The organism is Chryseobacterium sp. HNCC26DJ240 (genome assembly GCF_057180485.1).
The window spans coordinates 363,320-389,273 of record NZ_JBXUGK010000005.1 but is presented as its reverse complement, the minus strand read 5'-3'; the positions used below and the strand labels follow the sequence as shown (position 1 = coordinate 389,273).

29 protein-coding genes and 4 tRNA genes are annotated in these 25,954 nt (G+C 34.2%); 19 read left to right on the top strand and 14 right to left on the bottom strand.

Annotation, left to right across the window (positions count from 1 at the left end):
- Positions 1-3: 3 nt before the first annotated feature.
- Both AC2A1G_RS12425 and AC2A1G_RS12420 read left to right on the top strand, forming a co-directional pair.
- A complete protein-coding gene (locus AC2A1G_RS12425; protein ID WP_484047228.1) occupies positions 4-1,272 on the top strand; it encodes an ATP-binding protein in 1,269 nt (422 codons plus the stop codon).
- Between the two features lie 66 nt (positions 1,273-1,338).
- Positions 1,339-1,707 (top strand): hypothetical protein, encoded by a 369-nt coding sequence (locus AC2A1G_RS12420; protein WP_484047227.1) that lies wholly within the window; start codon positions 1,339-1,341, stop codon positions 1,705-1,707.
- 107 nt (positions 1,708-1,814) lie between these two features.
- Here the strand turns inward: AC2A1G_RS12420 and AC2A1G_RS12415 are convergent, their stop codons facing one another.
- From AC2A1G_RS12415 to AC2A1G_RS12395, 5 genes are all read right to left on the bottom strand, one after another.
- On the bottom strand, positions 1,815-2,066 hold the full coding sequence (locus tag AC2A1G_RS12415; protein ID WP_484047226.1) for a GIY-YIG nuclease family protein: 252 nt from the start codon (positions 2,064-2,066) through the stop codon (positions 1,815-1,817).
- Between the two features lie 43 nt (positions 2,067-2,109).
- Positions 2,110-2,183 (bottom strand) — tRNA-Arg (locus tag AC2A1G_RS12410).
- A 32-nt stretch (positions 2,184-2,215) separates the two neighbouring features.
- Positions 2,216-2,286 (bottom strand) — tRNA-OTHER (locus tag AC2A1G_RS12405).
- A 135-nt stretch (positions 2,287-2,421) separates the two neighbouring features.
- Positions 2,422-2,496, bottom strand: a tRNA-Pro gene (locus AC2A1G_RS12400).
- Positions 2,497-2,510: 14 nt separating this feature from the next.
- A tRNA-Ser gene (locus tag AC2A1G_RS12395) sits at positions 2,511-2,597 on the bottom strand.
- Between the two features lie 134 nt (positions 2,598-2,731).
- On the opposite strand from AC2A1G_RS12395, the gene AC2A1G_RS12390 reads away from it, so the two are divergent.
- The 3 genes from AC2A1G_RS12390 to AC2A1G_RS12380 all read left to right on the top strand — a co-directional run bounded on the left by AC2A1G_RS12390 (position 2,732) and on the right by AC2A1G_RS12380 (position 5,841).
- Positions 2,732-3,757 (top strand): N-acetylmuramoyl-L-alanine amidase, encoded by a 1,026-nt coding sequence (locus tag AC2A1G_RS12390; RefSeq protein ID WP_484047225.1) that lies wholly within the window; start codon positions 2,732-2,734, stop codon positions 3,755-3,757.
- A gap of 113 nt (positions 3,758-3,870) precedes the next feature.
- Positions 3,871-4,725 (top strand): glycosyltransferase family 2 protein, encoded by an 855-nt coding sequence (locus AC2A1G_RS12385; protein WP_484047224.1) that lies wholly within the window; start codon positions 3,871-3,873, stop codon positions 4,723-4,725.
- 90 nt (positions 4,726-4,815) lie between these two features.
- Complete coding sequence (locus AC2A1G_RS12380) at positions 4,816-5,841, top strand: hypothetical protein (protein WP_484047223.1); 1,026 nt, start codon at positions 4,816-4,818, stop codon at positions 5,839-5,841.
- Here AC2A1G_RS12380 and AC2A1G_RS12375 read toward each other — a convergent pair.
- Both AC2A1G_RS12375 and AC2A1G_RS12370 read right to left on the bottom strand, forming a co-directional pair.
- A complete protein-coding gene (locus AC2A1G_RS12375; protein WP_484047222.1) occupies positions 5,834-7,309 on the bottom strand; it encodes a lipopolysaccharide biosynthesis protein in 1,476 nt (491 codons plus the stop codon). The two genes, AC2A1G_RS12380 and AC2A1G_RS12375, sit on opposite strands and share 8 nt — an antisense overlap.
- 9 nt (positions 7,310-7,318) lie before the next feature.
- The gene (locus AC2A1G_RS12370; RefSeq protein ID WP_484047221.1) at positions 7,319-8,113 is read right to left on the bottom strand and encodes an FkbM family methyltransferase; all 795 of its coding nucleotides are present in this window, start codon (positions 8,111-8,113) and stop codon (positions 7,319-7,321) included.
- A 126-nt stretch (positions 8,114-8,239) separates the two neighbouring features.
- On the opposite strand from AC2A1G_RS12370, the gene AC2A1G_RS12365 reads away from it, so the two are divergent.
- The 6 genes from AC2A1G_RS12365 to AC2A1G_RS12340 all read left to right on the top strand — a co-directional run bounded on the left by AC2A1G_RS12365 (position 8,240) and on the right by AC2A1G_RS12340 (position 11,729).
- Positions 8,240-8,854: a hypothetical protein gene (locus tag AC2A1G_RS12365; RefSeq protein ID WP_484047220.1), complete on the top strand. Its 615-nt coding sequence runs from the start codon at positions 8,240-8,242 to the stop codon at positions 8,852-8,854.
- Between the two features lie 18 nt (positions 8,855-8,872).
- The gene (locus AC2A1G_RS12360; RefSeq protein WP_484047219.1) at positions 8,873-9,118 is read left to right on the top strand and encodes a hypothetical protein; all 246 of its coding nucleotides are present in this window, start codon (positions 8,873-8,875) and stop codon (positions 9,116-9,118) included.
- A 74-nt stretch (positions 9,119-9,192) separates the two neighbouring features.
- Positions 9,193-9,564 carry a hypothetical protein gene (locus tag AC2A1G_RS12355; RefSeq protein ID WP_484047218.1) on the top strand — a complete coding sequence of 124 codons (372 nt, stop codon included), beginning with the start codon at positions 9,193-9,195 and terminating at the stop codon, positions 9,562-9,564.
- A gap of 16 nt (positions 9,565-9,580) precedes the next feature.
- The gene (locus AC2A1G_RS12350; protein ID WP_484047217.1) at positions 9,581-10,276 is read left to right on the top strand and encodes a hypothetical protein; all 696 of its coding nucleotides are present in this window, start codon (positions 9,581-9,583) and stop codon (positions 10,274-10,276) included.
- A gap of 92 nt (positions 10,277-10,368) precedes the next feature.
- Positions 10,369-10,815, top strand: a complete 447-nt coding sequence (locus tag AC2A1G_RS12345; protein ID WP_484047216.1) for a hypothetical protein — start codon at positions 10,369-10,371, stop codon at positions 10,813-10,815.
- 5 nt (positions 10,816-10,820) lie between these two features.
- Positions 10,821-11,729 carry a helix-turn-helix transcriptional regulator gene (locus tag AC2A1G_RS12340; protein ID WP_484047215.1) on the top strand — a complete coding sequence of 303 codons (909 nt, stop codon included), beginning with the start codon at positions 10,821-10,823 and terminating at the stop codon, positions 11,727-11,729.
- 95 nt (positions 11,730-11,824) lie between these two features.
- Here AC2A1G_RS12340 and AC2A1G_RS12335 read toward each other — a convergent pair whose 3' ends face one another.
- On the bottom strand, positions 11,825-12,493 hold the full coding sequence (locus AC2A1G_RS12335) for a DUF2461 domain-containing protein (protein WP_484047214.1): 669 nt from the start codon (positions 12,491-12,493) through the stop codon (positions 11,825-11,827).
- A 271-nt stretch (positions 12,494-12,764) separates the two neighbouring features.
- Here AC2A1G_RS12335 and AC2A1G_RS12330 point away from each other — a divergent pair, with 271 nt between their 5' ends.
- The 7 genes from AC2A1G_RS12330 to AC2A1G_RS12300 all read left to right on the top strand — a co-directional run bounded on the left by AC2A1G_RS12330 (position 12,765) and on the right by AC2A1G_RS12300 (position 19,962).
- A complete protein-coding gene (locus AC2A1G_RS12330) occupies positions 12,765-14,510 on the top strand; it encodes a DEAD/DEAH box helicase (protein WP_484047213.1) in 1,746 nt (581 codons plus the stop codon).
- Positions 14,511-14,739: 229 nt separating this feature from the next.
- A complete protein-coding gene (locus AC2A1G_RS12325) occupies positions 14,740-15,378 on the top strand; it encodes a DUF47 domain-containing protein (protein ID WP_056081940.1) in 639 nt (212 codons plus the stop codon).
- Between the two features lie 15 nt (positions 15,379-15,393).
- Complete coding sequence (locus AC2A1G_RS12320) at positions 15,394-16,533, top strand: anion permease (RefSeq protein ID WP_484047212.1); 1,140 nt, start codon at positions 15,394-15,396, stop codon at positions 16,531-16,533.
- A gap of 105 nt (positions 16,534-16,638) precedes the next feature.
- Positions 16,639-17,610, top strand: a complete 972-nt coding sequence (locus AC2A1G_RS12315) for a polyprenyl synthetase family protein (RefSeq protein ID WP_484047211.1) — start codon at positions 16,639-16,641, stop codon at positions 17,608-17,610.
- Positions 17,611-17,703: 93 nt separating this feature from the next.
- Positions 17,704-18,660: a GSCFA domain-containing protein gene (locus AC2A1G_RS12310; RefSeq protein ID WP_484047210.1), complete on the top strand. Its 957-nt coding sequence runs from the start codon at positions 17,704-17,706 to the stop codon at positions 18,658-18,660.
- Between the two features lie 20 nt (positions 18,661-18,680).
- A complete protein-coding gene (locus AC2A1G_RS12305; protein WP_484047209.1) occupies positions 18,681-19,193 on the top strand; it encodes a DUF4269 domain-containing protein in 513 nt (170 codons plus the stop codon).
- A 4-nt stretch (positions 19,194-19,197) separates the two neighbouring features.
- Positions 19,198-19,962 carry a TatD family hydrolase gene (locus AC2A1G_RS12300; protein ID WP_484047208.1) on the top strand — a complete coding sequence of 255 codons (765 nt, stop codon included), beginning with the start codon at positions 19,198-19,200 and terminating at the stop codon, positions 19,960-19,962.
- 51 nt (positions 19,963-20,013) lie between these two features.
- Here the strand turns inward: AC2A1G_RS12300 and AC2A1G_RS12295 are convergent, their stop codons facing one another.
- The gene (locus AC2A1G_RS12295) at positions 20,014-21,273 is read right to left on the bottom strand and encodes a DEAD/DEAH box helicase (RefSeq protein ID WP_262148607.1); all 1,260 of its coding nucleotides are present in this window, start codon (positions 21,271-21,273) and stop codon (positions 20,014-20,016) included.
- 168 nt (positions 21,274-21,441) lie between these two features.
- The gene (locus tag AC2A1G_RS12290; RefSeq protein ID WP_484047207.1) at positions 21,442-21,930 is read right to left on the bottom strand and encodes a DUF6438 domain-containing protein; all 489 of its coding nucleotides are present in this window, start codon (positions 21,928-21,930) and stop codon (positions 21,442-21,444) included.
- Between the two features lie 205 nt (positions 21,931-22,135).
- Here AC2A1G_RS12290 and AC2A1G_RS12285 point away from each other — a divergent pair, with 205 nt between their 5' ends.
- The gene (locus AC2A1G_RS12285) at positions 22,136-22,696 is read left to right on the top strand and encodes a class I SAM-dependent methyltransferase (protein ID WP_484047206.1); all 561 of its coding nucleotides are present in this window, start codon (positions 22,136-22,138) and stop codon (positions 22,694-22,696) included.
- A 31-nt stretch (positions 22,697-22,727) separates the two neighbouring features.
- Here AC2A1G_RS12285 and AC2A1G_RS12280 read toward each other — a convergent pair whose 3' ends face one another.
- From AC2A1G_RS12280 to hpt, 4 genes are all read right to left on the bottom strand, one after another.
- Positions 22,728-23,372: a porin family protein gene (locus AC2A1G_RS12280; RefSeq protein ID WP_484047205.1), complete on the bottom strand. Its 645-nt coding sequence runs from the start codon at positions 23,370-23,372 to the stop codon at positions 22,728-22,730.
- Between the two features lie 85 nt (positions 23,373-23,457).
- The gene (gene obgE / locus AC2A1G_RS12275; RefSeq protein ID WP_484047204.1) at positions 23,458-24,441 is read right to left on the bottom strand and encodes a GTPase ObgE; all 984 of its coding nucleotides are present in this window, start codon (positions 24,439-24,441) and stop codon (positions 23,458-23,460) included.
- 79 nt (positions 24,442-24,520) lie between these two features.
- Complete coding sequence (locus AC2A1G_RS12270) at positions 24,521-25,099, bottom strand: adenylate kinase (RefSeq protein WP_484047203.1); 579 nt, start codon at positions 25,097-25,099, stop codon at positions 24,521-24,523.
- 159 nt (positions 25,100-25,258) lie between these two features.
- A complete protein-coding gene (hpt, locus tag AC2A1G_RS12265; protein WP_484047202.1) occupies positions 25,259-25,813 on the bottom strand; it encodes a hypoxanthine phosphoribosyltransferase in 555 nt (184 codons plus the stop codon).
- Positions 25,814-25,954: the final 141 nt, after the last annotated feature.

The window sequence follows — 25,954 nt, the reverse complement described above, 5'->3', positions numbered from 1 at the left end:
AATATGAATCAGCAACTTAAAATTTTCATCTTAACATCTTTAAAATCTGAATCTGCTCAGGATATTTCTTTTGAAGGGACATTTTCAGATGTGTTTGGCAAAACAATTTCTCACGAGGAAGGTTTTATATTATTGATGGCACTCACTCCCCATGTTTATCCATCTTTTTTTGATGAGATTATTAAAGAAGTTTATCCCGAAGGTGGCGATATTCCGGAATTGGGCGGAGTAAGATCAGGAAACCATAGGGGAATGTTTCCTACAGGTGAAACTGTGCAATATCTTTTAGCTAGAAACGACATTGAAAAACGTTTAAAAATACAACAGTATTTTAGCAGTAATCATTGGTTTCATACTGGAAATATCGTCAGCATAGAAGATGTGAAAGAGGGAGAAACCATCATGAGCGGAAGATTGATGATGTCTAAAGAAACTGTTCATCTACTTTGTTTTGGCGAAAATTTAAAACCTAAATTCAGCAACAGCTTTCCTGCAAAAGAAGTAAAAACAATGATGAATTGGGAAGATTTTGTGGTGAATGAAAATATCCGAAAGCAGATCAATTATATAAAACTCTGGATTAAACATCAGCAGACTCTTCTGAATGATTGGGGGATGACAAAACAAGCCTTACCAGGTTTCAGAACCTTATTTTATGGACCTTCCGGAACTGGGAAAACGCTTGCTGCAACTCTTTTGGCAAAAGAATTTGGCAGACCAGTTTACAGAATCGACCTTTCGCAAGTTGTTTCAAAATACATTGGAGAAACTGAAAAAAATCTTGAAAAAATCTTCACTCTGGCAGAAAACAAAGACTGGATTCTTCTTTTCGATGAGGCCGATGCTTTGTTTGGAAAACGAACTTTCACAAAATCTTCCAATGACCGATATGCCAATCAGGAAGTGAGCTATTTGTTGCAAAGAGTAGAGCAGTTTAACGGTTTGGTAATTTTGACTTCCAATTTTAAAAATAATATTGATGAAGCTTTTTTAAGAAGATTTAATTCCATTATTAAATTTCAAAAACCTACGCCAGAAGAACGTTTGAGACTTTGGCAGAACGCGATTCCCAAGAACGCATCAGTTGATGAGAAAATTCTTTTTCAGATTGCAAAAAAATATGAATTGACGGGAGCTCAGATTGTTTCTTCAGTTCTGCACGCATCGCTTTTAGCTATAGATAAAAATGAAAAATTTTTGTCTAAAGAAAATCTTTTATCAGGAATTAAGGACGAATTTGAGAAAGAGGAAAGACCTTTTAATCTTATTTAAAAATTGTTTTTTACTAAATCTTTTTTAGTTTAGTAAAATAATTAATGGTTGTAAAATGATGTTTAGATGAAAAATAAAATTTGGATATTCATATTTTTGATGCTGATTGCATCATTTACTTTTAATCTCTACCTTGAAAGTAAACTTTTGGCAGCTTTTTCTAAGATAAATTTCAAAAAGCTTCAAAATTTAGAACATATTTCCAACAAAAATTTTTCAGAAAATAATATTGAAAATATTGGTGTCAGTTTTCAACAGGAATTATTACGAATGAACATTGATAAATCTAAAATAAGTGTGAGAAAAGATTATTTTTTCTTTTTCCAAAACAAAGCTGTTTTTATTGAAAATAAAGAAAAATGTATAAGGGTTAGAACAGAATATAATCCACTAGAATCGATGTTCAGTATTAAAGGATTTCAGTCATGGAAATAAAAGATGTTGTGAAACATGCTTTAAACAAAAAAACTCAAAAAAATTGTGAGTTTTCTGTGAGCGCACCAGGATTCGAACCTGAGACCGTCCCGATGAATCGGGATGCTCTATCCAGCTGTAAATATCAATTCTTTAATTTTTATTTTGCTTTTCCATGATTTTATTTCCAGCTCTCTTCTAAAGGCTTCAGATTTAGCATCAAAATTTTCAGAATAAACCAAGATCCAGTCTCTTGCTTTTGATGTAAATCCTTTATGGTCAGATAAGTGTTTTCTTAATCTTTCCTGCAATTGCTCGCATGAGTGACCAATGTAATATTTGTTTAAAATTTTTGAATATAATATATAGCAGAAACACATAGATTTAAAATAAAAAAACTCACAAAAAATTGTGAGTTTTCAGTGAGCGCGTCAGGATTCGAACCTGAGACCGTCTGCTTAGAAGGCAGATGCTCTATCCAGCTGAGCTACGCACCCATTTGTAATTTTGCGAAATTACTAAAACAATTTGAGCGTCAGGATTCAAACTTGAGACCGTCCCGATGAATCGGGATGCTCTATCCAGCTGAGCTACGCACCCATTTGTAATTTTGTGAAATTACTAAAACAATTTGAGCGGTAGGATTCGAACCTCAGACCGTCCCGATGAGTCGGGATGCTCTATCCAGCTGAGCTACGCACCCATTTGTAATTTTGCGAAAATTATCTAAAACTGTCGGGGCGGCAGGATTCGAACCTGCGACCTCCTGGTCCCAAACCAGGCGCGATGACCGGACTACGCTACGCCCCGAGAAAGATAAAAAGCGGAGAGTAAGGGATTCGAACCCTTGGTACCGTTTCCAGTACGCATGTTTAGCAAACATGTCCTTTCGGCCTCTCAGGCAACTCTCCTTTATCTTATATTTTGAAGATCTTTATTCCGTTATTGCGAGTGCAAATATAGATTAGTTTTCATTAACAAGCAAATATTTTTAACAAAAAAAATGTGTATTTTTACCCTAATAATTGACTATAAAAACCCACAGATGCGTAAAACATTATATATCATCGGATTAAGTACACTTATTTTTTCGTGTGCTGCAAAGAAAAAAACTGTTGCTACTACTTACAGACCCAAAATTGCTTCTGCCACAACCAAAACTGCAGGAGATACAGAGGATGAAAATGCGAAAAAGCCTCAGATTAAAACACAAAACGGAGTAGAATTTTATAAAGAAAATATTGCCAACGCAGCCAATAATGACAATACTATAAGTTATGGTTCGATAGTTTCTGCGAAACCTCAGGGTTATAAAGTTGTGAAAACTTATTTTCCTTCTTTAGGACAGAATTTCAGACAACGATATCTCATTTTGCATTATACAGCTATAAATGATGAAAAATCTTTGGTAGCTCTTACTCAAAAGGATAAAAGTGCACATTATCTTGTGAACAATACTGGCGATAATGAAATTTACCAGTTGGTTGATGAAAATAAAAGAGCCTACCATGCAGGAGTGAGTGCCTGGAGATCTGACATGAATTTAAATGACAATTCTATCGGGATTGAAATAGTAAATACTGGATATACTGCCGATGCTTCTGGGAAGAAAACTTTTTACACATACAGCGATGAGCAGGTAAAAAAAGTGGCGGCTTTGGCAAAAGATATTGTTGACAGATACCAAATTCCTCCCACCAATGTCCTGGCGCATTCAGATATTGCGCCAACCAGAAAACAGGATCCGGGACCTTTGTTTCCATGGAAAAAACTGTATGATGAATATCAAATCGGGATGTGGTACGATGAAGCGACAAAACAGAATTTCTACAATTTGGCTGCAACAGATTTTGCTACAAAATATAACGAACCGGGATTTGTGTTTTTAGTGAAAACCAATCTTCAGAAATTTGGCTACGGAATTGAACTTTCCGAAAAATGGGATGATGCTACAAAAAGAACCATTGAAGCATTCCAATATCATTTCAGACCGCAGAATTATGACGGAATTATGGATGCTGAAACATGGGCAATTCTTCAGGCGTTAATGCAAAAGTATCCTACAAAATAATACTTGTTTTAAACAAAAATTATAAATTATTCAACCTTCTTTTTACTCTTTTTCAAGATGAGAAGAAGGTTTTTTGATGGATTTAAACTAAATTTGAAAACTAAATTTTCACTTTGAGATTTCTAATCATTATTCCTGCGCACAACGAGGAAAACAATTTGCCATTCACTCTGGATTCTTTACAACAGCAAAATTGTAAGGATTTTAAAGTTGTTGTTGTCAACGACGGCTCAACGGATGGAACTGCAGAAGTCATTCAAAAATATGTGGAAAGTGATTCCAGATTTGGAACCATCAATCTTCAAAAATCAGGACATCAACCGGGTTCAAAAGTGGTTGCGGCTTTTAAAAAAGGTTTGGAAACTCAAAATTTTAATGATTTTGATATCATATGTAAATTTGATTCTGATATTATTCTAGATGAAAATTATCTTCAGGCAGTTTCGGATTCTTTTAATGAAAATTCCGATTACGGTTTGGTTGGCGGACTTTTATATATTGAAAAAAACGGAGAATGGGTTTATGAAGGCAATTCAAATAAACATCACGTCCGCGGTCCGATGAAAGCATACAGAAGGGAATGTTTTACTGAAATAGGCGGTTTACGGGAAACTTTAGGCTGGGATAATATTGATGCTATTTTACTACAAAATTTGGGCTGGAAAGAAGTTGTGATTCCGGAATTGCATGTGAAACTAATAAAAGTGAAAGGTGCAGATTACACGATAAAACCAGCAGATTACTACGGAAGATATTTTTATTTTTTAGGTTTAAAACGATTTCTGACCTACATTGCTTCAGCTAAAGAAGCGATGAAAATAAAATCTCCATCTTTTTTATTTCAAATCATCCGTTCATATGAAAAATGCAAATCTCAAAAGCTGGAATTGAAAATTTCTAATGATGAACAAAAAGTCATCAATCAGCAACGGTGGAATATGTTTAAAAAGAAATGGTTTAACATTTAAGAATTTAAATGTATCAATAGGAACGGGCTTTAGCCCGTTTATAAATAAAAATTTTCCAGTGGCTTTAGCCAAAACTTACAAGTCATCAGTTTGAAAAATATCGCTTATATCGAAATCGACACCCACGCAGAAATTGCTGTAGATTTTTTGGATTTAATGAAAGATTCAAAAGAGTTTTCTGTCGATTATTATTTTTCAGAAAAGATTAAAAATCAGATTCCGCAACACGATGAAAATATTTGGTTATCTGATAATTCTATGATTTTTGATCAGCTTAAATCCAAAAAATATGATTTAATAATTATTGGAACTGTTCACCGTTATTTGAGTACATTTTTAAGCATTACCCAAAAATATAAGACCGCTGTAATCGTTCATAATCTCAATTTTTCCAAAGCTTCTAAATTTGATTTAATTAAAAATATTTTCAAGGAAGATCTATTTTACCGTTTAAAACTTTTATGGAAAGAGGGATTGACAAATTCTTCCAAAGTTTATCAGAGCGCGTCTCAACTTGTTTTGGATAAAAGTTTTTCCTCATCAGAATATCAGTTTTTACCGCTTTTTTACACCAAAGAATTTCTTCAGAATGAAAATGAAAAATTGATTGTTGTTATTCCCGGCGGTGTTTCACAGAAAAGACGAGATTACAAACATGTTTTAAGTACAATTCAAAAATCAAAATCAGCTGAAAATATTGAGTTTGTATTTTTGGGTAAGGCAAAAGGAGAGGAGCTTGAGAATATTAAAAAAGTTTCGGAAAAATTTGATTTAAAATATTTTACCGAAAGAATTTCGCAGAAAGAATTTGAAATGTGGATGAAAAAGGCTGATGTTTTGTGGTGCCCGATTCAGCAGGAAACAGAGTTTTTCAGTCAGAAAGAAATTTATGGAACAACCAAAATGACCGGCAACATCGGCGATGCCATCAAGTTTGGAAAAATGGCTGTTTTCCCTAAAATTTACGCATCAAATCTTGATTTTGTAGTTCAGGAAAAAGAAAATGTAATTCAACAGTTCTATGAGCTGAAAGATTATAAATTTGATTTTCAGAAAGAGTTTAGCAAACAAATTACTCTCAGAAATTTAGAAAATACACTTTTAAAGCTTATTTAAATTTCAATATGCTTTTAATGAATTTCATGTTGATGTAATCTTCGATAGGAAATATTTTGGTAAAATGATTTCCAGTAAAAATCAGCAATAAAACAACTGCCGGTTTGTAAACTAAATTGATGAAATTATTTTCAAAAACAGGTAAAACAATTGCCACGGTAATTGCCAGCGTACAGATAATTGATACAAAAATCATTTCAATCGAAAAGGGCGAAACTTTAAACACAAAATAATTAAAAATCACTTTGATCATATTGTAAAGCGTCACTGAAATCGCCGTAGACAACGCAATTCCAATCAGCGAAAGGTCGGTGTTGTTGATGAAATACCAGTTTAATCCAATCGTCAATCCTGCTAACAAAAGCATGACGATGATGTTAAATTTGTAGTATTTTGAAAGCGAAATAATATTTCCGTTGAAACCCGTTGCCAGATCAAGTAAAACCGCAGATCCCCATATCCAGATCACCGGCTCATACATTCTCAGTAAATCTCCTTTTTTAGGCATAAAATGCGTCAGATACGGAAATCCAACCATAATACATCCAAACAGAACGGCTCCCAAAAAGTAAATCGTCAGTGAAGTTTTTTTGTGAAATCTGTCGAGTTCTTCCATATCTCCATCAGCCAGATTTTTTCTGATAATCGGTGCGGAAATATTAAATAAGCCCAGTTGCGGAATGGAAATCAAAGAGATCAAAGCCAGTAAAATACTATAAACAGCGATTTCTTCGTCACCAATAAACTCGCCAATCATATAATTGTTGATGGCCATGTGGTTTCCGAAAGTTCCCAGAAATCCGAAAAAACTGTACGCTGCGAATTCTCTGTAAAAATTATCTTTTTTAAAGTAATCTCTGCTGAAATCGAGCTGCACTTTTTCAAGTCTGTTGGTGTAATAAATGTATCCGGAAAGCATCAAGGCAAACATTCCGAAGAAAAAAGCCAATGCAATCTGTTCCGAAAACTGAAAATAAAAAAACAGGCAAAACGAACCTAAATTCGCCAGTTTAGGCAACAGATTGTCAAAAATATTGGAAACGACAATCCTTTTGTAATTGGAAATATATCTGTTGAAAACCGCGCAAAGCGAAAGCGTCAAAACAAGCGGAAGAATATATTTTTTGCTTTCCCAGATTTTCAGTTCAGTAAAATGAGGGTAAAAATTCGGGATGAAAAAAAATACGATTAGAAAAATAAGAAAATTAATGCAAATCAAAGCCAGAGAAAGCGACAGCATATTTTGATTTTTGCCGTCTTCCTGAGCTTTTCCGAAGAATTTTACGTTCGAATACGAAATTCCCAACACTACAAACGGAACCAGCATCTCCGCAGCAGACATGATGTACCGCAATTTCCCGTAAAAGATAAGATTGTTCGTGAAAATAAAAATCGAAAACATCCCGATCAGAGTCGCGACGTATCCAATCACTGAATATTTAAATCCCTGCCTTGCAACTACACTCATACTCAGTTTTTAAACGTTTTTAGGAAGGAAAATAATGTTGTTGATGTATTCTGTTTTGTTTTTTTCGTCGCTGATATTTTTGAGCAGGATTTCTTCAGTCAGTTTTTCCAGAGTGAATGTTTTTCGGTTTAAATAATGAGCATCAAAACCCCAATTTTCAACCTCGGAAATCTCATTCCAAATCGGTGATTCGTGGTGGCGTTGTTCCATTTCAACCATTAAAGTTGGTTTGAATTTTTGTATTGTTTCTTTTCCACCAAAAAGGGTTTTCATCTCATTTCCCTCCACATCAATTTTAATGAAATCGATTCTGCTGATGTTTTTAGATTTTACCCAGTCATCCAGTTTTACAACTTCTACGGTTTCTGTAAAAGAATTTTCTTCGTCTTTTTCTTTGTAGGCAGTATTTAAAGTGCCTCTCGAAGCGACCATTTTTCCTTTGATAATAGGAACTTTAAACTGAGCAGTTGTGTTTTCATCAGAAAGTGCCACAGAAGAAATGTTCATCGACGTAAAAAGTCTTTTCAGACGGATGTTCAGTTTTTGATTGGGTTCAAAAGCAAAAATATTCTGATGTTTCAGTTTGTTTTCAAACTGATAAAGAAACGTGCCCACGTTGGCGCCAATGTCGAAAATTACAGCATTATTTTGCAGATAATCTTTTATCCAAACCAATTCCGGTTCTACATTTCTCGCCGAAAAGTTTTCTTTGGTGAGGTTTTTCAGATTTTTAAAATACCTCTGTTTGTAAAATGCCGGACTTATAAACTGTAGATTTTCTGCGAGTTGCTGGTATAAAGACATTAGTTTTTCTTTTTTTAACGACTTGCAAAGGTAGTGATTTTGCCAAAAAACTTTTAATATATTTTTTTGAGATAATAAATCAGACGGACGCGGTTTGGGTTTGTGAGGTTTTAGTTTTGCACAAAAATGAATGTGAAAGATTACGAAAAGTTCAAAAAAGAATGGCAGAGTAAATTAGATCAAATCTTTTTGCAACGTCTGGAAAAGAAGAATACGAATTTAAATCTTCTATATTTTTTTAGATTTGGATCTCTCAAAAGTGAAGTGCAAATTGATGAAAACGGGAGGATTTATTTTTGTTATACCTATAAAAGAAGAGAAACTGATACTTTAGAATTGCAAAGGGAATGGAAATCTCAAGAGAAAATATTAATGGATATTTTTGAAAGATTTTTTAAAGAAAATCATAATGAAAATCATTTAGGTTTTTGCAGATTCAGCAACGATGAGGATTTGAGAGATGTTTTATGGGCGGCATTTCTTCTCGGGAATGAAAATGATATTAAAGATAAGGATTTGCTGAAATTTTTGATGACAAACAATGTAAAAGCGAATTATGAAATTATTAAAAATAAAAAACTGAATGCTGATGACGCCTTAGATTATTACATATCTGAACTTGTAAAAGAGTTTGAAAAAGTTGCTTTAAATCTTATAAACGAAATTTTTCTTGTGAAGATCTTTCGAGACTTTACAACTCAAATGGTTAAAGATCTACCTTTCTTAAAGGAAAATAATTAAATTTAGAAAAAATAAATTATGAACTTAAATTCTAAAATCAGAGAAATTCTAAAAATGGAGGAAGAGATAAAATCTTTTCCAAAAACAATGGTGGATGGAGCAATAAATAATGAAAAATATTTTGCGAGCAAGTACCGAATTGCTTGGTTTTTAAAAGAATCATATTCACAAGAAGAAGATTCATTTTATTATAGAAGCTATTTTGAGAGCGAAGACTTATATGGTGGTTTAAGACAGTTGCAAAACCTACTTGGCATGCGATAATTTATGTTTCATATAGTATATTAAATGGATTTAAAACATGGGAAGAATTAGATTATATTAGAGATGATCATTCGATGTGTGATGTCGTTAGAAGTATTGCGATTATTAACGCAAATAAAAATTATTCAGAAACAGGAACATGGACTAGTGATGAGAATTTATTTAATGGATTTTTACGTTATAAAGATTTAATCAGAAGACAAACGGAATTATTAAGTCCAAATGTGAATATTTTTGGTAACACATTTCATTTGTACAAAGATTTTTTTAATATTGATGATAACCACTTAGTCGGTGAGCTTTCTATTGATAATTTATTAAATGTTTATTTAAAAGATGGCAAGGTTTATTTAGATGCGTTTCATCCTGCATCAAGAAAAAGAAATTATATTAATTCAATAATCAATGCTATTAAAAATTTATCCGCTGAATTATCTAAAGTATAAAGTTAGAAAAAATATTATGACATTAGAAAATTTAAAAACTGAACAAGAAAATATAATTAAAGAAATTCAAAATCTTAAAGGCGCAAACTGCACTCCTATTCCCGACGGAATAATAGATGTCGAAAAATATTTATATGCAAATCCTAAAATACTTTGGATTAATAAAGAAGTTAACAGTGAAGATGATAAAGATTGTTGGAGCTTGATAGATGTCTTGAATGATTTACCAAATCTACTTACAAATGAAAAAGGTTGGAATAAAACTTTTAACCCAATTGTTTACACACTCTTTGGGGTTTATAATGAAATAGAATGGGAAGAAATGCCATTTATCTCTGAGAAACCAGAGATTGCCAATGTAATGAAAAATATTGCTTATGTAAATGTGAAAAAACTCCCTGGAAAAAGTATAGCAAATCACAACGAAGTTAAACAGCATTTTTCCGAAAATGATATTTTGAGAAAACAGATAAATTTATTTAAACCACAAGTAATAATCTGTGGAGGAACATTTGACTTACTCGATAATCTTTTTGAAGAAATATTTGGTAATGATTATGATAAAATGAATGTGATAAAGGACAATAAGGCGAGGTTTTTTTATGACAATAATTTAATGATTGTCGATACATATCATCCCTCAAATCGAAGTTTAGGAGAGGAGATTTATTGTAATACAATTATTAAAAATGTCTGTAATTGGATATTATAAACAAATCTAAATGAAATTTTGCACATTTTCTATATACGGAAAATACGTATTGTAAATTTCTCTTGAAACAAAAATTTTACTTTAAAAAAACTATGACAAGAACAATTCCAGTCAACCAATTAATAGAAGTCAATACTGCGAGCATCGCTGTCTTTATTTCAAAGATTGAAAAAGCTGTAAAAATCAATGAAAGTTTATACTCAAGACATGATTTAAATGGAAAAGAAATTCTTCTTGAGAATATCTTCATTTCAGTTGTAAAAAAAGAAATCCACTTGAGAGAAAAGATTTCAGAGTTAGAAAAAAATATTTTCCGACAATTTTTAAAAAATGAAACTGAATATAAAATATTCTTTGAAGGAACGACAAATATATTTTATCGTGATTTTATTATCGACAATTTAGATAACAAACCGCAAACGGATTTTGATTTTTCTCTCCACAATATTCATCAGAAATTTGAAAAACTTGTCAAAACAAAATCTATACATGAACTCAGATTGATATTGAGTATTCTGACGCTTACGCAGACAAACTGATTCCCATGGCGCAAACCGAACAAATCTACCGTTTCATACTCCTCGCAGAACTTTTTAAAAGCAGGAAAAAAGGTGTTTCTTATCAAGAAGCTTTTGATTATCTCCGGAAGAAATTCGATGGAAAAAATATGGAACTGAAGTTTTCGGAAAAAACTTTCAAGAGAGACAGAGCACAGATTTTTGACCTCTTAAATATGGAAAGTTCGTACTCCAGAACAGACAAAAATTTTAAAATTACAGAATTTGAAGTTGATCCGCAAAGCGAAAATGTCTTAGACAACGTTCTGCTCATAGACGCTTATCGCCGCACTAAAGAAAACTCGGAAATTATGCTTTTTGAGCAGAGAAAAGCCAATGGGCTGGATCATCTTCATGGTTTGTTGCATGCCATTCAAAACAGGAAATTAATTTCATTTTCCTATCATAAATTTTGGGATACTACTGCTCAGAAAAGGGTAGTACAACCATATGCACTCAAAGAATTTGGAGGGCGCTGGTATCTTATGGCAAATGAAAGAAATATAGATCAGTTTTTGATAAAAACTTTCGGACTGGATAGAATTTCAGAACTCGAAATCCATCATTCTACCTTTCTTAAACTTGAAGTAAACACCGAAGATATTTTTAGAAATTCTTTTGGGATTATTTCTACACTCAATGAAAATCCTGTAGAGATTATTCTGATTTTTGATTCTGTTCAGGGAAAATACATAAAGTCAATGCCATTGCATCATTCTCAGGAAATTGCTTCAGAAAATGATGGGAAATTAACCGTGAAACTATTTTTGGTTCCAACTTTTGACTTCATACAGCAAATTCTTTCTCATGGCGAAATGGTAGAAGTGATTTCGCCCGAAAGTCTGAGGAAAGAAATGAAAGATATTACCACTAAAATGTATCAGAGGTATCGCTGAAAGAATACTAAAAAAAACTGCTCCAAGTGGGGCGGTATCTGTGTAGCAAGAAATATTAAAAACCTCGGCGCAGTCCGTAGGACTGCTATCTCCAGCTATCCCTCAATCGCACGATTCAAAAAATCATTCAATGGTTTTGCGACCCCGAAAATTTCGGCAAACTTCTTTGCGGCTTCTTTTTTTGTCAGATCTTCATCTTTTAAAGAATACACAACGATAAAATTCTTCAACTTTAAATATTCTGCCATAGGGTCTTCTTTCTCAAAAACCTGTGGGATTTTTTTTAGCTGGTCTTCCTGATCGAGCTCTTTAAAAAGTTTTTTAAATTCTTTCTGATTGACAACTTTCAGAAAATCCTCAGAATAAATAGATATTTCTTTCCGGATAGTTTTTAATGCTGAAGAATCAGGCATATAAATTCCGGATGCGAGAAACGATTTGCCTGGCTCTACATGAAGATAGTAACCCGCTTTCTGACTGCCTTTCCCCATTCCCAAAGATGCTCCCATATTGTTTTTGTACGGCGATTTGTCTTTTGAAAAACGTACATCTCTGTAAATCCTGAACAATGTCTTTTTAGCATCAGTTTTTAGAATGTTTTCATCAAAAACGCCCATTTCAGTAATAAGATTCTCTATGAATAAAATCATGTTTTCCTGAGAATCGGTGTAGCGTTTTTTATTTTCGGTAAACCACTCACGGTTATTGTTTTGACTAAGATTTTGTAGAAATTCTAAAGTGTTTTTAGAAATAGAAACAGACATACGTTGATTAATTTTAATTCAAATTTAATCAAATTTAATCTATTGAGGATTGATTTTTGAGGTATTAATAAAAAATTAAGGGTTAAATACGAAATCTCTTAAATTGTTGCAACCGTGTTGTATTTTTAAAATTTTGAATAAAAAGAGTTGTTTTTTTTGATTATTTTAAAAAATGAATCAAATATGAGATGTTAAATTATTAATTCTGTAATATACGTTGAAAGATTATCCAAATAATAATTGTACCTTTGCAAAAATTTTATATAATTTAATGAATTTATTTACGGAGTCCAATTTAAGTCCTGATTTACTTAAGGCAATTGGCGAACTGGGCTATGAAAGCCCGACAGAAATCCAAAAACAGACTATCCCTTTCATTCTTTCAGATATTCGCGATCTAATCGCACTTGCGCAGACAGGGACAGGCAAAACAGCAGCGTTTTCGCTTCCGATTTTGGATATGATTGACGATACGAGTCGCAAAATCCAATTATTGGTGCTTTGTCCGACACGAGAACTATGTCTTCAAATTGCAAAAGACATTAAAAATTACACAAAGTACATGCCCAACATTAAATCGACAGCGGTTTATGGAGGAAGCAGTATTATGGATCAAATGCGTTCTCTAAAGGAAAAACCGCAAATTATTGTGGGAACTCCTGGTAGAGTAATCGACTTGATCAACAGAAAAGCCTTAGACTTTTCAGCTATTCACTGGTTGGTTTTAGACGAAGCAGATGAAATGCTTTCTATGGGTTTCAAAGACGAATTGGAAACAATTATGAGCGAAACTCCGGAAACTAAACAAACTTTCCTTTTCTCTGCTACAATGAGCAAAGAAGTAGAGAGAATCTCTAAAAATTATTTGACCAATCCACACAGAATTTCTGTAGGTTCTATTAACGAAGTTAAGAAGAACATCAAGCACGAATATTACGTAGCTGGTTACCGTCAGAAAAAAGAGGCTTTGAAGAGATTAATTGATTCAAATCCTAATCAATACTCAATTATCTTCTGCAGAACCAGAATGGAAACTCAGGAAGTTGCAGATTTCCTGATGCAGAACGGGTATGCAGCTGATGCTCTTCATGGAGATCTTTCTCAGGCGCAGAGAGATACGGTAATGAAGAAATTCAGACTCAAAAATATCGACATTTTGGTAGCGACAGATGTGGCTGCAAGAGGTTTGGATGTGGATTCATTAACTCACGTGGTGCATTTCTCTTTACCGGATGATCCTGAAGTATTTGTTCACAGAAGTGGTAGAACGGGTAGAGCCGGGAAAGACGGAATTTCTATTTCTTTGATTAAACCTGAAGAAAGCAGAAAATTAAAGCAGATTAAAGCGGTTACTAAAATCGAGATTCACGAAGCAAGAATTCCTACAGGTAAAGATATTATAAAAGCACAGGTAGGAGGAGTTTTTGAAAATCTTTTGGAAGTAAACGAAGATTTCTTTGAGTTTGATGATTCTTTAATCCCGGATCTTTCGGAATTTACAAAAGAAGAACTGGTACACAAACTTCTTCAGTTTCAGTTGAAAGATCTTGCTGCTTACTACAAAGACAGAGACGATCTTCACGAGCAGAAATTTAACAACAGAGATGACGACAGAGGTGGAAGAGACCGCGATAGTGGAAGAGACCGTGACAGAGGCAGAGACCGTGACAGAGGCAGAGACCGTGACCGTGACAGAGGCCCAAGAGGTGACCGTGACGGAAGAGGCGAAAGAGGCAGAAGCGACCGTGGCGGAAAGCCAAGACAGAGAGACGAAAATATGACAAGATTTTTCTTTAATCTCGGTAAAAAAGATCAGTTGAAAAAACTGGATGTCTTAGAAATTATCAACAAAGCAACTTCTAGCAAAGGAGCTAAAAGAGCTGAAATTGGTAATATTGAAATTCTTGAAAAATTCTCATTCTTTGAGGTTGAAAAATCTTATAAGAACGAACTTTTAGGAAATATTCAGTCTATGAAGTTCAAAGGAAAAGATATGAGAGCTGAAGAAGCTAACTAATCTTATCCATACCATATAAATTAAGCCGGCAGTTTTGCTGGCTTTTTTATTTAGTTTGTTGTAAATCAGTGTTTTGTTTGGGTTCTTTTATTATTGGTGGAGATTTTTTTTAATAGAAAATCGATTGTTAAAAACATTGTTCTAATATGAACAAAAATTAACGCTGGAAGCTTTTTGATAACAAGCTTTTTTAGGAAATTTGCAGACGAATTATAATAAATACTTTACAATGGGAATTGGTAATATTTTCCACGCTTTTCAACCAAAAGATAAAATCTTCTTCGTACTTTTTGAAAAAGTAACCGACAATCTTGTGGCGATGTCTGAAGAGTTCAATAATGGTATCAAAGATTTTGATGTAAATGACGATACCATGTTGAAAAAAATGAGTGACTACGAGCACAAAAACGATGAGTTGACTCATGAAATCTTTGTAGAGTTGGGGAAAAACTTCATTACTCCCTTTGATAGAGAAGATATTCACACGCTTGCAACAGGGCTTGATGATATTGCAGATTACATCTACGCTTCTACAAAATATATTTTTCTGTACAAGTCTCCAGAAATGAAGGCTTACTCAGATTTTTCTTTATTGATCCACAAAGCATGTATTGAAATTCAAAATGCGATGAAGAATCTTAAAGGATTCAAAAACATGGAGCAGGTGAAAGAGGCTTGTATAAAAGTGAATTCTATCGAGAATATTGCTGATGATTTGCTTTCAAACTCAATGGTAGACTTATTTGAAACCAATGATGCTATTAATATCATCAAAGTTTCTTCTGTATTGAATTATCTTGAAATCGTTACCGATAAAGCTGAAGATGTAGCCAATACAATCGAAAATATCATGATTAAATACGCTTAAACAAGAGATCTAAAAATGGAATTTCCTATTTTACTTATAGTGATCATTGCTTTGGCGCTTATCTTCGATTACATCAATGGTTTTCATGATGCAGCCAACTCTATTGCTACTATTGTTTCTACAAAGGTTCTTACACCTTTTCAGGCCGTACTTTGGGCAGCATTGTGGAACTTTGCAGCTTTCTTTATCGCCGCTTATATTATTGGAGAATTTAAAATCGGTAATACAATTGCCAAAACGGTTAACGAAAATTTTATTAATCTTGAAGTAATATTTTCTGGTCTGGTAGCAGCTATTGCATGGAATCTTCTTACCTGGTGGTTTGGGATACCTTCATCTTCTTCTCATACCTTGATTGGAGGCTTCTTAGGTGCTGCATTAATGCATGCATTTATGATGGATTATCATGAGATTGCAGTTGCTCAACCTGATTTGGGAACTTTTGAAAATATAAAAGCAGCTCTTGCTAAAGTTGCTACTCAGGATATCGTGAAGTTTGATAAAGTGATTCCTATATTTCTCTTTATCTTCATGGCGCCTATTGTTGGAATGATTATCTCAATTATCATTACTTTGATTATCGTACACCTTTACAAAAATTCAAATCCTTATAAAGCAGACAAGTCTTTTAAGAGATTGCAGTTGGCTTCTTCTGCGCTATTCAGTTTAGGACATGGTCTTAATGATGCTCAAAAGGTAATGGGAATCATTGGTGCAGCAGTTATTTTTTATCATGTAAATATATTGCAGGATAGTTATTTACAGATTCCTTCTGCAGGTCGTTTTGATCACTTTGCTAAAGATTATCTTTGGGTACCTTTAGTTTCGTTCGTTGCAATTGCTTTAGGAACAATGAGTGGAGGGTGGAAGATTATTAAAACGATGGGAACCAAAATCACGAAAGTTACTTCTCTTGAAGGAGTCAGTGCTGAAACTGCTGGTGCAATTACATTATTTTTAACAGACCATTTCGGTATTCCTGTTTCTACTACACATACGATTACAGGTTCTATTATCGGGGTAGGTTTAACGAAAAGAATCTCAGCCGTACGTTGGGGGATTACCGTGAGTCTTCTTTGGGCTTGGGTATTAACTATTCCTATTTCAGCGATTGTGGCGGGTCTTACTTATCTTGTTGTGACTGCTCTTACTTAAAGAAAAATTTACTTTAAAATATTAAAACTTTGCTCATTTGGGCAAAGTTTTTTGTTTCAAAACCCCTCAGAAAATTGTATTTTTGTTCAAACTATTTTACATTTTATGGAATTCTTAGACACCTACCAACAGATTGTTGCTGATGCCATTACCAAATATACTTTCAAAGATAAACCTGCGGAGCTTTACGACCCGATGAACTACATCATCTCACACGGTGGGAAACGTCTTCGCCCAATTATGGTGCTGATGGCCTGCGACCTTTTTGGAGGTGATATGAAAGAGGCAATAAAACCTGCTCTGGCAATTGAGTTTTTCCATAATTTCACGCTGATCCATGATGATATTATGGATGAAGCACCGTTAAGAAGAAACAAACCAACCATCCACACGCTTCACGGCATCAACACAGGAATTCTTTCCGGTGACGGATTAATGCTGAAAGCCTATAAGTTTTTTGAAGATCTTGAACCTGAAATCTTTAAAGCCTGTATCAGAATTTTCACGCATACAGGATTACTTCTATGTGAAGGTCAGCAGTACGACATCAATTTTGAAACAAAAGAAGATGTTACTTTTGACGATTACATCAGAATGATCACTTATAAAACAGGTGTTTTAAGTGCTTCATCTTTTGAAATAGGAGCAATGATTGCGAAGGCTAATTTTAAAGATGCAAAAGCGATCTTCAATTTCGGAAAACACATCGGAATTGCTTTCCAGATCATGGATGATTATTTGGATGTATTCGGAGATCAGGCACAGTTTGGAAAGAAGCATGCCGGAGATATTTATGAAAACAAAAAAACCGTTCTTTATCTTTTGGCAAGAGAATACGCTACCGAAGCTGAACTGAAAGAACTTGATTTCTGGTATTCTAAAAAGACCGATAATATTGATAAAGTCTACGGCGTAGAAAAGATTTTCAGACGCACTGGTGTTGACGAAAAAGCTTTAAGATTAATTGAAAAACACAATGAGATCGGTCAAAGCTTCCTTCACAAAATCGACATCGATGATGAGAAGAAAAAACCTTTCGCAGAATTGGCAAACTATCTTTTGAGAAGAGAATCTTAATTTGAAAATTTGGAAATGTACCAATTTGAAAATTTTTAGAGATTCAATTTTTATTTTCAAATTATCAAATTAACTCATTTTCAAAGTGATAGAATGAAATTCCGTACCGAAGTAAACATCGCAGAATCTGAAAAGAAAATAGGAATTGAAGATAAAATATTTTCGATCGGTTCCTGTTTTGCCTCGGAAATGTCTGATTTATTTCAGAAAGGTCAGCTTCAGACGGTCAACAATCCTTTCGGGACGGTTTTTAATCCATTTTCGATTAATAATGCTGTGAAAAGGCTTCACGACTCAGAATTTTATCATGAAGATGAACTGATCAGTTACAACGAGGACTTTATTTCGCTTGATCATCATACATCTTTTGACACGAGGTATATTCATCAGACTTTAGATAAAATAAATTCAAATCTGGTTGAAGGAAACCAGTTTCTGCAGGAATCCAACTGGGTGATCATCACTTACGGAACTTCATTTATATATGAATTTGAACCGAAGAAAAAACTGGTCGCCAACTGTCACAAAATTCCACAGAAGTTCTTTGAAAAAAGACTTTTAACGCATCAGGAAATTACAGATTCTATTTACGATACGATTATCAATTTAAAGGATATCTGTCCGGAAAATCTGCAGATTCTGTTCACGGTTTCTCCCGTCCGTCACACCAAAGACGGAATGATTGAAAACCAGTTGAGTAAGTCTAAAATGATTACAGCCGTTCATGAAGTGATTTCTCAGTTTGAAAACTGTCATTATCTGCCGGTTTATGAGATTTTAATGGATGATTTGAGGGATTACAGATTCTATAAAGAAGATTTGATTCATCCCAATTCACAGGCGGTCAACTATATTTTTGAGAAATTTGGAGAATCTTATTTTTCAGATGAAACCAAAGATTTTATCAAAGAAAATTTTAAAATCAATCAGGCTTTGGAACACAGAACAGACGACGAAAAAGATCCGAAATTCATTGAGTTTAAAGAAAAACTGAAACAAAGAATTGAAGTTCAGAGATTGAAAGTGAAACATAAAATATTCAAGATGTAAGGTTTAAAATTTAAAATGAAATGATTGACTTTACGAAACCTGATTATTTAAAAACAGGAAATGAAAAGCAGAAAAGAGCTTTTGAAATTCTTACTCAATACAAGATCTTTGAAAAATTAAAAGGTTATTATCCAATATTAGCAGGAACAATTCCGATAGAAATTGACATTGAAGGAAGCGATTTAGATATTATTTGCGAGGTTAAAGATCAGGTTGAGTTTAAAAAAATTTTAAATAAAACATTTTCTGAATTTGATTTGAATATTGAAACCATTGTAGTCAACGAAACTGAATCGGTTGTCTGTAATTTTAGATTAGAAGAATTTCCCATCGAAATTTTCGGACAGAATAAGCCGCCAACGCAGCAAAATGCCTATCTCCACATGATTGCTGAGCACAAAATTTTGATTGAAAAAGGAGAGGAATTTAAACAGAAAATAATAGATCTTAAGAAAAAAGAAATTAAAACAGAACCCGCTTTCGGACTGCTTCTGAATTTGGAAAACCCTTATCAAGATTTATTAAAACTTTAGAAAAATGATTGACACACATACTCATTTATACGCAGAAGAATTTGATGAAGACAGAGCAGAAGCTATTCGAAGAGCTTTAAATAAAGGAATTACAGAGTTTTATCTTCCAGCAATCGACTCAGAATCGCATGAAAAAATGTTGAAACTTGAAAGTGAATATCCTGATCAGATTTTTTCGATGATGGGGCTGCATCCGTGTTATGTAAAACCGGAATCGTGGGAAAAAGAGCTTGAAATCGTAAAGAATTATCTTGATCAAAGACCATTTCCTGCCATCGGAGAGATTGGGATTGATTTGTATTGGGACAAAACAACTTTAGATATTCAGGTGAAAGCTTTTGAACAGCAGATCGATTGGGCAATTGAAAAAGATTTGCCGATTGTCATTCACACAAGAGAAAGTTTTGACGAAACTTTTGAGGTTTTAGAACGAAAAAAACATCCGAAATTGCGCGGGATTTTTCATTGCTTTTCAGGAAATCTTGAACAGGCAAAACATGCTTTAGATCTAAATTTCATCCTCGGAATTGGTGGAGTAGTGACCTTTAAAAATGGCAAGATTGATCAGTTCTTAAAGGAGATTCCTTTAGATAAAATCGTTCTCGAAACAGATTCACCTTATCTTGCGCCCGTTCCTTTCAGAGGAAAAAGAAATGAAAGTTCTTATCTCGATTTGGTTGCCGGCAAACTGGTGGATATTTACGGAGTCGATTTTGCTGAAATTGACAGGATTACAACGGAAAATGCGAAGATGATTTTTAAATACTAGTTTCTTTCTTATTTTACAAAAAATAAGCCTTCCAATCGGAAGGCTTTGCTTTTATTTCTTTCTGAAAAAATTACTTTTATTCTTAGGCTTCTTGCTGTGATCAGATTTTTGCTGACCTGCAGGTTTCGGTTTTGGAATAAATGGTTTATTGTTAGAATCTCTCTTTTCAACTACCAGATTATCCGTATGGAAAGGGTGATCTTTTACCACCGGAATTTTCATACCAATTAATTTTTCGGTATCCTTTAAATTTAATAAATCTAAACCGTCAACAAACGAAAGCGAACTTCCTTCTGCTCCCGCACGGCCTGTTCTACCAATTCTGTGAACATAAGTTTCTGCCACATCAGAAAGTTCAAAGTTGATTACATATTTCAGTTCATCAATGTCAATTCCTCTTGCAGCGATGTCTGTTGCCACCAAAACGCGTGTTTTTCCTGATTTAAAATTACTTAAAGCATTCTGTCTCGCATTTTGAGATTTATTCCCGTGAATCGCTTCTGCTGTAATGTTTGAAGCCTGTAATTTTCGGGCAATTTTATCTGCACCATGCTTGGTTCTTGAGAAAACCAAAACAGATTCTTTGATGTTTTCCTGAAGAATGTGAGAAAGTAAATCCAGCTTTTTGTCTTTATCAACAAAATAAACGGATTGCTTAATCGTTTCCGCAGTCGAAGAAATCGGAGTTACTGAAACTTTGATTGGTGTATTCAAAATTGAATCTGCCAGTTTCTGAATTTCAGTGGGCATCGTTGCAGAGAAAAACAAAGTCTGTCTTCTCTGAGGTAGAAGTTTAATGATTCTTTTTACGTCGTGTACAAAACCCATGTCGAGCATTCTGTCGGCCTCATCCAACACGAAAATTTCAAGATTTTTAAGGGAGATAATTCCCTGTGCGATAAAATCCAGTAATCTTCCCGGTGTAGCCACGAGGATATCCACGCCTCTTCTCAAAGCTTTCTCCTGATTTCCCTGTTTTACACCACCGAAAACAACAAGTTGTCTTAAGTGTAAATTTTTTCCGTAATCGTTGAAACTTTCTTCAATCTGAATCGCCAGTTCTCTTGTTGGAGTAAGGATCAGTGCCTTGATATGATTGTTTTTCGGACCTTTTCTTTCGCTAAGGTTCTGCAGAATTGGAATGGCAAAAGCGGCTGTTTTTCCTGTTCCCGTCTGTGCTGTACCAAGCACATCTCTTTGTTCTAATATTGAAGGAATCGCTTGTTCCTGAATAGGGGTTGGTTTTTCATAACCTTGATCTTGAAGCGCATCGAGGATGGGCTTAATCAAATTTAAGTCGGTAAATAACAAAATATTTGTTGTGTATTAAAATAATGCGGTCGAAGCAGTATACTTCATCATTTTTAGCAGATCTGCCAAAGTGTTTTTTTAACAGAGTTTTTAAGTAAAATCATTTACTGTCTGGCTGAGAATGCCGCGAAATATACTGCAAAGATAGCTTAAATTATTTTAAGAAAATCACTCTACTTTTTTCCAGTCCTGATTAGTTCTGAAGTCTTCGAAAAATTTGTAAATTTCTACCAGTTTTTCTGTTCCCTTTTTGCCGTAATCTTCAACTTCTTTTGAAGTTCCGTCAGCAAATTTTATTCTTAAATACGAAGTTGCCATGTCAGTAACATTTCGGCTTCCGTACTTATCATTCATCGATTTAATATTCAGTCCGTCGATTAATGAAGTTAGTTTTTTATAATCTTCCTCTTTGATGGTTCCTTTGAAAGTGCCTTCTCTCGGTTTGTCAAATTCGCTTTTGCTGAAGTTTTTAGAAAAATTAAAATGTTCAGCTTCAAAAACTGCAGTTCGGTCTGGATTGATCGTGATTTTAAACATAGGGCATGAGCCAAAGCACGGTCCGGCTTCATATTCTATCTGAGAATATTTTGATTCGGCTTTTTGTGAAGCACATGAAAGTAGAAAAATGGAAGCAAAGATTGCCAATAAATATTTCATAACTGAATTTTTTTTGTGGGGTCTTACAATAATTATTCCAACGAAATTTAAGGTTGAATTTTAAGTCTGAAACCATTGGTTTTTATTTGAATTTTTGTTAAGATCAGTTTCGGAAATTATTAAAACCTTTTTATCAGGGCAAAAATCACAATTGTAATATCTGCCAGACGAATTTGAAACAATTTGTAAAACTGGAAATGTTGACTTGATCTGTCCGGTTTGTGGAAGTTTGCCACGGACAAGAAGGCTCAATCATCTTCTGAAAAGTCAATATTTAAAATCGAATTCTGCTTTTCTTGATTTTTCACCTTCAAGAATGCTGTACAAAAAATGGAAGAAAAGAAAAGATATTTCCTATTTTCCAACTGATTTTGAAAATGAATTTCTTTCTGATTACCGTTTTGACATTACAAAAATAGACGCAAAAGACAATTTTTTTGATTTGATTGTCTGCTATCACATTTTAGAGCATATTGTAAAAGATGAAATTGCTGTGAAAGAATTGTACAGAGTTTTAAAACCGGGAGGTTCATTTTTAATTCAGACACCTTTTAAAGATGGAGAAATCTATGAAGATTATACGAAGAAAACGGAAGCCGAAAGGTTGGAACACTTCGGGCAAAAAGATCATGTAAGAATTTATTCTGTTTCAGGGTTGGAAAGCCGCTTAAGAAATGCTGGTTTTAAAACTGAGATAAAGATCTTTGACGAGGATCTTTATCAGGGATTTTCAAAAAATGAAGTCGTGATTGTCTGTAAAAAATAAAGAGAAACTTTTCAGCTTCTCTTTTTAAATTTTAATTAAATCTGTAACCAACGCCTGCCTGCAAAAATCCGACTTTGGTAGGCAAATCACCATTCTGTATTTCTATAAAATTGAAATTATATCTTGCGTCTACAAAAAACTTTTCAGTGAGTTTGTATTCGGCACCCAGGAAAGGGAAGAGGTTTAAACTCTTGATTCCTTCGTAGTTTCTGGATGTTGCTCCGTTCACCATCATGTCGGTTTTTACTTTTTCTGAGATACTAAATGCCACATTCATCCCTACGGAAGCCGAAAGATTAGGAATGAAATAATATTTTACTGATACTGGAACCTGAATTTGGTTGATTTCGTAATTAAAATCAATAAAACTCAGTTGCTCGCCAGTATTTCCGTTGATGGGTAAAACCGGCCATTTTTCTTTTCCTCCAATCTTGCTGTAAAGTATTTCAGCCTGAATGCCTACTTTTGATGAAACGGGTTGTTCTCCTATCACACCTGCGTAAAAGTAAGATTTCGAATCCAGTTTATTATCAAAAAATTTCATGGTTGATAATGAATACCCTGCTTTTACACCAAATTTAAATTTAGAATCGAAATCTGGTTTTGATTCTGATTCCTGAGCGCTCATAAGTCCCGAAATTGTGACCGCTAAGGTCAAAAAAAAATTCCTTGTCATTTTTTTTAAGTTTAATTTAAATATGAAACGGAGAATTCTAAAAGAAATTGTGCTGCAATCAACGATTACAGCACATTATTGTAATTTATCCGTGAAGTTGTTTCCAGATGGCATCTTTCAGTTCCATTGTTCCTTCACCGGTAACACCTGAGAAAAATAAGGGCTTTTTGTTTTCCGGAAATTCTGCCGAAATTTCTTTCCTTAATTCTTCATCCAAAAGATCAGATTTTGAAACCGAAATAATGAAATCTTTATCTAAAAGTTCAGGATTGTATTCTTTCAACTCGTTTTCCAAAATTTTAAACTCCTGAAAATGATCTTCAGAATCCGCAGGAATTAAAAATAATAAAATCGAATTTCTTTCAATATGTCTCAAGAAACGGTGTCCTAAACCTTTACCTTCCGCAGCTCCCTCAATAATTCCCGGAATATCTGCCATTACAAAAGATTTGTAATTTCTGTAGTCTACAATTCCTAAGTTTGGAGTTAAAGTGGTGAAAGCATAATTGGCAATTTTTGGTTTAGCAGCAGAAACTGATGCCAAAAGAGTAGATTTTCCGGCATTTGGAAATCCTACCAAACCTACATCTGCTAAGATTTTAAGTTCGAAAACTACGTAACCTTCCTGTCCGGGCATACCTGGCTGTGCAAAACGGGGCGTCTGGTTGGTAGAAGTTTTGAAAAATTCATTTCCTCTTCCGCCTTTTCCGCCTTCCATCAGGATAATTTCCTGACCGTCTTCCATGATTTCGCCTATTACCTCACCCTCTTCATTTTTAGCAATCGTTCCAATGGGAACGTCCACATAAACATCCTCACCAAAAGCTCCAGTTAACTGGTTTTTGGCTCCGTTTTGTCCACGTTCAGCTTTTACGTGACGGGTATAACGAAGCGGAAGTAAAGTCCATTCGTGGGCATTTCCTCTCATGATCACGTGACCGCCACGACCTCCGTCGCCGCCATCAGGACCACCTTTGGGAATATATTTTTCACGGCGAAGATGGGCAGAACCGCCACCTCCATGACCACTTTTACAATGGATTTTTACGTAATCTACAAAATTGCTCATAACTTCAATTCAAGGTTTAAGGTTTAAAGTTCAAAGTTCCCAACCTTGAATATTGAACTTTGAATATTGAATCAAAAATTTATGAAAATTTTTGAACTTCAGCAAAAAGCATTTCAGAGATATCATTGATTTCTCCTACACCGTTGATCTCAACGTATTTGCCCTGCTGCTTATATAATTCTGCAACTTCTGCAGTTTTTGCGTAATATTCTTTTATTCTGCTGCCGATGATCTCTGCATTGCTGTCATCTGATCTTCCGCTGGTTTCGCCTCTTTTCAAAAGTCTTTCCAGCAAAATATCATCCGCCACAACCAAAGAAAGACATACATCAATATCATCATTCAGTTCTTCTTTCACGATTTTTTCCAAAGCTTCTGTCTGTACAGCTGTTCGTGGATATCCGTCGAAAATAAATCCGGCAGCATCGGTCGGTTTTCTGATCTCATCAATCAGCATATCTGTCGTTACCTGATCCGGAACCAATTCTCCTTTATCGATGTACGATTTAGCCAGTTTCCCAAGTTCGGTATCATTTTTCATATTGAATCTGAAAAGATCTCCCGTTGAGATTTGTTTTAAATTGAATTTTTCGATTAAGTTTTGAGCTTGTGTACCTTTTCCACTTCCCGGAGGGCCGAACAGAACAATGTTTATCATAATAGTGAATTGCTTTTGGCAGTTGGAAATTTGCCTTGGGCTTTTGGCTTTTGGCGATTTACTTTTGCTTTCAGCTTATTTTTAGTTATTATTAAAATTTATTTCTTTCTATTTTTCTAAATGAAGGCTAAAAGCTATCTGCTAAAAGCCAACAGCATTTTAATGGTTGATTTGTCCGTCAGCCAGTTGATACAGGTTGGGTAAATTTCTTCCCAACTCATCGTAGTCAAGACCATAACCTAAAACAAATTTGTTTGGAATTTCCTTTCCGATGTAATCCAGTTTGAAATCTTTCTTGTAAACTTCAGGCTTTAATAAAAATGAAGCGATTTTTACAGATTTCGGCCTTTGGGTTTCGTTGAAATATTTGAAAAGACTTTCAACCGTATTTCCGGTATCCACAATATCTTCTACAAGGATAATGTGACGGTCTTTTACGTCTTTCGTCAGTTCCATTTTTTGGTAAACAATTCCTGTAGACTCAGTTCCGGCGTAGGAGCTCATTTGGATAAATGCAATTTCGCATTCCCCCGGATAATGTTTTAAAAGATCAGAGAAAAACATAATGACACCGTTCAAAACGCCAATGAAAACAGGAACTTCATTCTTATAATCTTCATAAATTTTCAGAGCGGTAGCTTTTACAATCTCCTGAATTTCGGCATCCTCTAAATAAGGCACAAAAGTTTTGTCGTGAACTTGAATACTTTCCATAAAATTTTTAGTAGGCGGCAAAGTTACGGAATTTTGATGAAAGTTTTTTGTGAGGTGTATCAGGTTTGTGAAACTTGATTTTATAAAAGAAATTGGTAAAGTTTGTATGTATTTTAATCTCCTCCAGACGGTCGCTTTATT